Raw genomic sequence first — 6,869 nt, forward strand, 5'->3', positions numbered from 1 at the left:
AGCTTGGGGGAGTGTGCCAGGCGTCGCGGGGCAGGCGGGACTTTGCGGACACGGCCCAGGGCCCGCCCCGGGCCGTCCACGGGCGGGCGCACGTCCCACGGCCCCCAAGCGGTACCTTCGTCCTCACGTCGACGAGGAAAAGGACCGGAACGTGAGCAGCAAGTTCGTGCGGCCCGCCGCCGAGGGAGCCGACCCGTTCGGTACGGCCCGCCTGCGGCGCGGGGTCCTCGACGCCTGGGCCACCAGCCCCGCCCGGTTCCGTGAGGACGCCAACGCCGAGGAGGATCTGGTCCTCGGTGGTTACCGGGACCGGCTCGTCGTCGAGCTCGCGCAGAACGCCGCCGACGCGGCGGCCCGGGCCGGGGTGCCGGGGCGGTTGCGGCTGACCCTGCGGGACGGGGTCCTCGTCGCCGCGAACACCGGGGCGCCGCTGGACGCGGCCGGTGTCGAGTCGCTGTCCACCCTGCGGGCCTCCGCGAAGCGCGAGACCCATGAGCGCGCCGTCGGGCGTTTCGGCGTCGGGTTCGCCGCCGTCCTGGCCGTCACCGACGAGCCCGCCGTGGTCGGCCGGCACGGCGGGGTCCGCTGGTCCCTCGCCGAGGCCCGCGAATGGGCCGCCGACACCGCCCGGCACAGCCCCGGGCTCGGGGACGAGATCCGGCGGCGCGACGGGCACGTGCCGCTGCTGCGGCTGCCGTTCGCCGCCGAGGGCTCCGCCCCCGCCCCGTACGACACCGCGGTCATCCTCCCCCTGCGCGACACCCCCGCCGCCGACCTGGCCGAACGCCTGCTGCGGGCCGTCGACGACGCCCTGCTGCTCACCCTCCCGGGCCTCGAAGAGGTCGTCGTGGAGATCAACGGCGAGAGCCCCAGGACGCTCTCCCGCCGCACCGACGGCGCCTTCACCGTCATCGACGACTCCGAGGGCGGCGTCACCCACTGGCGCACCGCCGCCGCGCACGGACCTCTCACCCCCGACCTGCTCGAGGGCCGGCCCGTCGAGGAGCGGCTGCGGCCCCACTGGTCGGTCACCTGGGCCGTGCCCGTCGACGCCGACGGCAGCCCGGCCCGGCCCCGCACCAGCGCCGTCGTGCACGCCCCGACCCCCAGCGACGAGCCCCTCGGCGTCCCGGCCCTGCTCATCGCCTCGTTCCCGCTGGACTCCACCCGCCGGCACGCCGCCCCGGGCCCGCTGACCGACTTCCTCGTGCAGCGCGCGGCCGACACCTACGCCGCACTCCTCGGCGACTGGCGTCCGGTGACCGCCGGGCTCATCGACCTCGTGCCCGGCCCGCTCGGCAAGGGCGAGCTGGACGGCGCCCTGCGGCAGGCGATCCTGGAACGGCTGCCCCGCGTCTCGTTCCTGCCGCCGGCCGCCGAGCCGCGCGAGCAGGACGGCGACGACCTGCCCGGGTCGCTGCGGCCCCGCGACGCCGAGATCGTCGAGGGGGCGGGCGCGGACACGGTGCGGGTGCTCGCGGAGGTCCTTCCCACCCTGCTGCCCGCCGGGCTGGAACGGCGCACGGAGCTGCGCACCCTGGGCGTCGCCCGGGTCCCGCTGACCGACGCGATCGACCGGCTGGCCGGCCTGGAGAAGCAGCCCGGCTGGTGGCGGCGGCTCTACGACAGCCTCGCCGGGGTGGACCCGGACCGGCTGTCGGGTCTGCCGGTTCCGCTCGCGGACGGCCGTACGACGATCGGTCCCCGGCAGGTGCTGCTGCCCAGCCCTGAGGCCGCCCGGATCGACCCGGAGGTGCTGGCCCGCCTCGGTCTGAAGGTCGCCCACCAGGACGCCGCGCACCCGATCCTGGAGAAGCTGGGCGCCCTGCCCGCGACCCCGCGCGCCGTCCTCACCACCCCGCAGGTGCGGGCCGCCGTGGCCGCGTCCCTCGACGACGAGGGCGGCATGAGCTGGGAGGAGGACTCCCTCGACGCCGACGAGCTCGCCGACACCGTGCTCGCGCTGGTGCGGGACGCCGGCCTGGAGCCCGGTGACGAGCCCTGGCTCGGTGCGCTCGCCCTCCCCGACGAGGACGGCGAACCGGCCCCGGCCTGCGAACTCGTCTTCCCCGGCGGGCCTTTCGCCCAGGTCATGCGCGAGGGCGAACTCGCCGCGGTGGACGCCGAGCTGGCCGGCAAGTGGGGCGAGCAGCCGCTGGCCGCCTGCGGCGTGCTGGTGAACTTCGCGCTCGTCCGGGCCACCGACGTCGTGCTCGACCCCGACGAACTGGAGCCCCGCGAGGGCGACTTCGCCGAACCCGACGACCCGGGCCTGCTGGACGCGGTCGACGTGTGGTCGGAGGACATCCTCGATCGTTTCCCGGACAGCCCGGTGCCGCCGGTGGCGACCGAGATCGTCGCCGTCCGTGATCTGGACCTGGTCGACGAGGACAAGTGGCCCCAAGCCCTGTCCATGCTGTCGCGGCCGCCCCTCCGGGACGCGATCGTCCAGCCGGTGCGGATCCTGCTGCACGACGGCACCCACGAGGTGGTACGCCCGTACACCGCCTGGTGGCTGCGCGGGAACCCGGTCCTCGACGGCCGCCGCCCGGCGGGCCTCCGCTCGGCGGGCGGTGACCCTCTCCTCCGCGGCCTCTACGACGAGGCCGACGCCACCGGCTTCGAGGACGAGCAGGTGCTGCGGGCGCTGGGCGTACGGACGTCCGTGGCCGCGCTGCTCGACGAGCCCGGCGGAGCCGCCGAACTCCTCGACCGCCTCGCCGATACCGAACGCGAGGTGACCGACGCGCAACTGCACGCCCTGTACGGTGCCTTGGCCGAGCTGGACCCCGAGCAGGTGACCCTGCCGGACGAGCTGCGCGCCGTCATCGACGGCCGGGTGGAGGTCGTGGACGCGGCGGACGCCGTCGTATGCGACTCCCCGGACCTGCTGCCCTTCACCTCAGGGGTGCCCCTCCTCCCGGTCCGCCCCTCCCTGGCCGCCGAGCTGGCCGAACTGTTCCAGGTACGGCGGCTGAGCGAGTCCGTCACGGGCGAGGTCACCTCCGAGGGCACCGAGCACGACGTACCCGAGCCGGTGCGCGTGCTGCTCGGCCGGCTGACCCCGTCCTCCTACATCGAGCACGAGGAACTCGTCGTGGACGGCGTGGAGATCGACTGGCGGCTGACGGACGACGGAGTCCTGCACGCCGCCACCCTGGAGGGCGTGGCCGCGGGTCTGGCCTGGGCGGCGGGACAGTGGCCGCGGCGGTTCGAGGTGGCGGCGCTGCTGGAGGACCCGTCGCGGACGGAGGAGCTGGCGCGGGACCGGTGGTTCGACTGAGCGGCGGGGGCGGCGTGCCTCCGTTCGTGAAAGTCTCCGCACGGATTATTCACTTCCCGTACAACCAAACGCACGGCTCGGGAATCTGATCACACGAGTCAACAGGCTCCACGATCACCTGGGCCCCAGGAGCAGACCGAGCGCCGGGGCCCCGCTCCACATGGAGAACGCATGCGCATCCGAGCCACCGTGGCCGCCGTCGCCGGCGCACTGGCCCTGTCCGCCCTCGCCGTGCCCGCCGCACAGGCCGACGGCGGATACGGCGACACCGAGATCACCAAGGTCGTCGTCGACGGCGACAACGCGGTGTCCGTGGGCATCTCCAGCCCGAAGACCATCAAGGTCAGCGTGACGGCCACCGACAACTCGGGCATCCAGGGCGCCGAGGAGTTCTCGCTGGAGGGCCCCGACTACGGCTTCTTCACGACCGGCAAGCCGACCTGCACGGCCGTGAGCGCCACCACGTCGACCTGCACCGCTTCCGTGCTGGTGGACCCCAAGGTGGACTACCTCAGCAACGCCAACGCCGGCACCTGGTACGTCAGCGCCTGGATCGACGCCAACGACGACGACTACATCTGGAAGGACAAGGCCGGCTCCTTCAAGTTCCAGCGCGCCTCCCAGCTCACGGTCAACGCCTCGCCCGAGCCGGTGACGAAGGGCAAGACCATCACGGTCACCGGCAAGCTGTCCCGGGCCAACTGGGAGACCCTCAAGTACGCCGGGTACACCAACCAGTATGTGAAGCTGCAGTTCCGCAAGAAGGACAGCAGCACCTACACCACGCTGAAGACGATCAAGTCGAACTCGACGGGCAACCTGAGCACCACCGTCACGGCCTCCACGGACGGCTACTTCCGCTACTCCTTCGCGGGCACGACCACCACTCCGGCGGTCAACGCGACGGGCGACTTCGTCGACGTGCTGTAACCGCGCCTCATCAGGGAGTTCTCACGGCCATCGGCCGGCGCTGAGCGGGAACGCGGCGGTCCACCCACCTCCACACGAGTTCCAGGGTGGCCGCCGCCACCGCCGCGACGCCGACCGCGATCCACGGCATCGTCATCCCGACCAGCTTCAGCGCGAAGAAGTCCTGGAGCCCCGGCACGACGAGAACCAGCAGGAACGCCCCGGCCATGGCGGCGACCAGCGCGATCCGCCACCAGGTGTAGGGCCGGGCGATGATCGCCAGGACCCACATCGAGATGAGGAACAGCGTGAGGGTCGCGGCGCTCGTCTCCGCGTCCAGGGCGCCCTCGCCCGTGTAGTGCTCCCGGGCGATCAGATACGTCACGAAGGTCGCCGCCGCGGCCACCGCCCCGCCCGGGATCGAGTACCGCATGACCCGCCGGACGAAGTTCGGCTGCGCGCGCTCCTTGTTGGGGGCGAGCGCGAGGAAGAACGCCGGGACGCCGATGGTCAGTGTCGACAGCAGGGTCAGGTGGCGCGGCAGGAACGGGTACTCGACCTGTGAGCAGACCACCAGGACCGCCAGCAGCACCGAGTAGACCGTCTTCACCAGGAACAGCGTCGCCACGCGCGTGATGTTGCCGATGACGCGGCGGCCCTCCGCCACCACCGACGGCAGCGTCGCGAAACTGTTGTTCAGCAGCACGATCTGCGCCACCGCCCGGGTCGCCTCCGAGCCGGAGCCCATCGCCACACCGATGTCGGCGTCCTTCAGGGCGAGGACGTCGTTCACACCGTCGCCCGTCATCGCGACCGTGTGCCCGCGGGACTGCATCGCGCCCACCATGTTCCGCTTCTGCTGCGGGGTGACCCGCCCGAACACCGTGCCGTCGTCGAGCGCCAGGGCCATCCCGTCCCGCTCGGCGGGCAGCCGGCGCGCGTCCACGGTGGTGCCGGACAGCCCCAGCTTGGCGGCGACCGCGCCGACCGACACCGCGTTGTCGCCGGAGATGACCTTCGCCTGGACGTCCTGGTCGGCGAAGTAGCGCAGCGTGTCGGCCGCGTCCGGGCGCAGCCGCTGCTCCAGGACCACCAGGGCGGTGGGCCGTGCCCCCTTGCTCACCTCGGGATCGTCGAGGTCCCGCGCGACCCGGGCGAGCAGCAGTACGCGCAGGCCCTGCTCGTTCAGCCGCTCGGTCTCGGCGAGGGCCGGGTCGCCGTCGGGGAGCAGGACGTCCGGGGCGCCCAGCAGCCATCTGCTGTGCTGCCCGTCGCCGTCGCTGAACGCGGCGCCGCTGTACTTGCGGGCCGAGGAGAAGGGCAGCGCCTGGAGGCAGCGCCAGCCGTCGACGGCCGGGTAGGTGTCGATGATCGCCTTGAGGGAGGCGTTCGGCCGCGGGTCCGACTCGCCGAGCGCGCCGAGCACGGTGCGCACGTACGTCTCGTCGGTGCCCCGCAGGGGCCGCAGCTCGGTGACGTCCATGCCGCCCTCGGTGAGGGTGCCGGTCTTGTCGAGGCACACTGTGTCGACCCGGGCCAGCCCTTCGATCGCGGGCAGTTCCTGGACGAGGCACTGCTTGCGGCCCAGCCGGATGACGCCGATGGCGAAGGCGACGGAGGTGAGCAGGACCAGCCCCTCCGGAACCATCGGGATGATGCCCCCGACCGTGCGGGCGACGGAGTCGTCGAGGGCGTTCTCCTTCACGAACAGCTGGCTGATGATCAGGCCGATGGCGGTCGGGATCATCATCCAGGTGATGTACTTCAGGATCGTGGAGATACCCGAGCGCAGCTCGGACTGGACGAGAGTGAACCGGGACGCCTCCTCGGCGAGCTGCGCGGCGTAGGCCTCACGTCCGACCTTGGTGGCCTGGAAGGCCCCGGCCCCCGCGACCACGAAGCTGCCTGACATCACCTGGTCGCCGGGGTGCTTGACGACCGGGTCGGCCTCGCCGGTGAGCAGCGACTCGTCGATCTCCAGCCCGTCGGCCTCGACACAGACGCCGTCGACGACGACCTTGTCGCCGGGCCCGATCTCGATCAGGTCGTCGAGGACGATCTCGGAGGTACTGACCTGGCCGGAGGCCCCGTCCCGGCGGACGGTGGGCCGCACCTCGCCGATCAGCGCGAGCGAGTCGAGGGTCTTCTTCGCCCGCCACTCCTGGACGATCCCGATGCCGGTGTTGGCGAGGATCACGAAGCCGAACAGGCTGTCCTGGATCGGCGCGACGACCAGCATGATCAGCCAGAGCACGCCGATGATCGCGTTGAAGCGGGTGAAGACGTTCGCGCGGACGATGTCGACGGTGGACCGGCTGCTGCGCACCGGCACGTCGTTGACCTGGCCGCGCTCCACCCGTTCGGCGACCTGAGCACCGGTCAGGCCGGTGACGCGCGAGGTGACCGTCGACGGCCGCGTGGCGTCGAGCCGGGCACCCGCGTCGAGATGCGTCATGCATTCGACAGTACGTGCGGATTTGCCGGATCACCTGCCGAATGCGAGGAAGATCCGACCGGGGAAGGAGGGGCGTCGCGCCCTGGTCGTATGGGAGTTGTACGGGACCGGAGCGGGTGCCAACGGTTTCGTGGTGGGTCGGGGCCGCGCCGGGGGGTGTCCGTCCTCGGAACGGCGCGATGGGGTCGGAGACCAATTGACTGTCCGTTGACGCGCCAACCA

At 72.4% G+C, this 6,869-nt stretch carries 3 protein-coding genes; 2 read left to right on the forward strand and 1 reads right to left on the reverse strand.

The genetic code is table 11. The features are described 5' to 3' along the window. Positions 1-151: 151 nt before the first annotated feature. Together IE97_RS0122075 and IE97_RS0122080 are read left to right on the forward strand one after the other, a co-directional pair. Positions 152-3,283 carry a sacsin N-terminal ATP-binding-like domain-containing protein gene (locus tag IE97_RS0122075; protein ID WP_030243303.1) on the forward strand — a complete coding sequence of 1,044 codons (3,132 nt, stop codon included), beginning with the start codon at positions 152-154 and terminating at the stop codon, positions 3,281-3,283. Between the two features lie 171 nt (positions 3,284-3,454). Next, the gene (locus IE97_RS0122080) at positions 3,455-4,213 is read left to right on the forward strand and encodes a hypothetical protein (RefSeq protein WP_030243306.1); all 759 of its coding nucleotides are present in this window, start codon (positions 3,455-3,457) and stop codon (positions 4,211-4,213) included. Between the two features lie 10 nt (positions 4,214-4,223). On the opposite strand, the gene IE97_RS0122085 is transcribed toward IE97_RS0122080, so the two are convergent. After that, complete coding sequence (locus IE97_RS0122085; RefSeq protein WP_030243308.1) at positions 4,224-6,647, reverse strand: HAD-IC family P-type ATPase; 2,424 nt, start codon at positions 6,645-6,647, stop codon at positions 4,224-4,226. Positions 6,648-6,869 lie beyond the last annotated feature (222 nt).

Origin of the sequence: Streptomyces sp. NRRL S-455, assembly GCF_000717875.1 — a bacterium.
GTDB lineage: Bacteria > Actinomycetota > Actinomycetes > Streptomycetales > Streptomycetaceae > Streptomyces.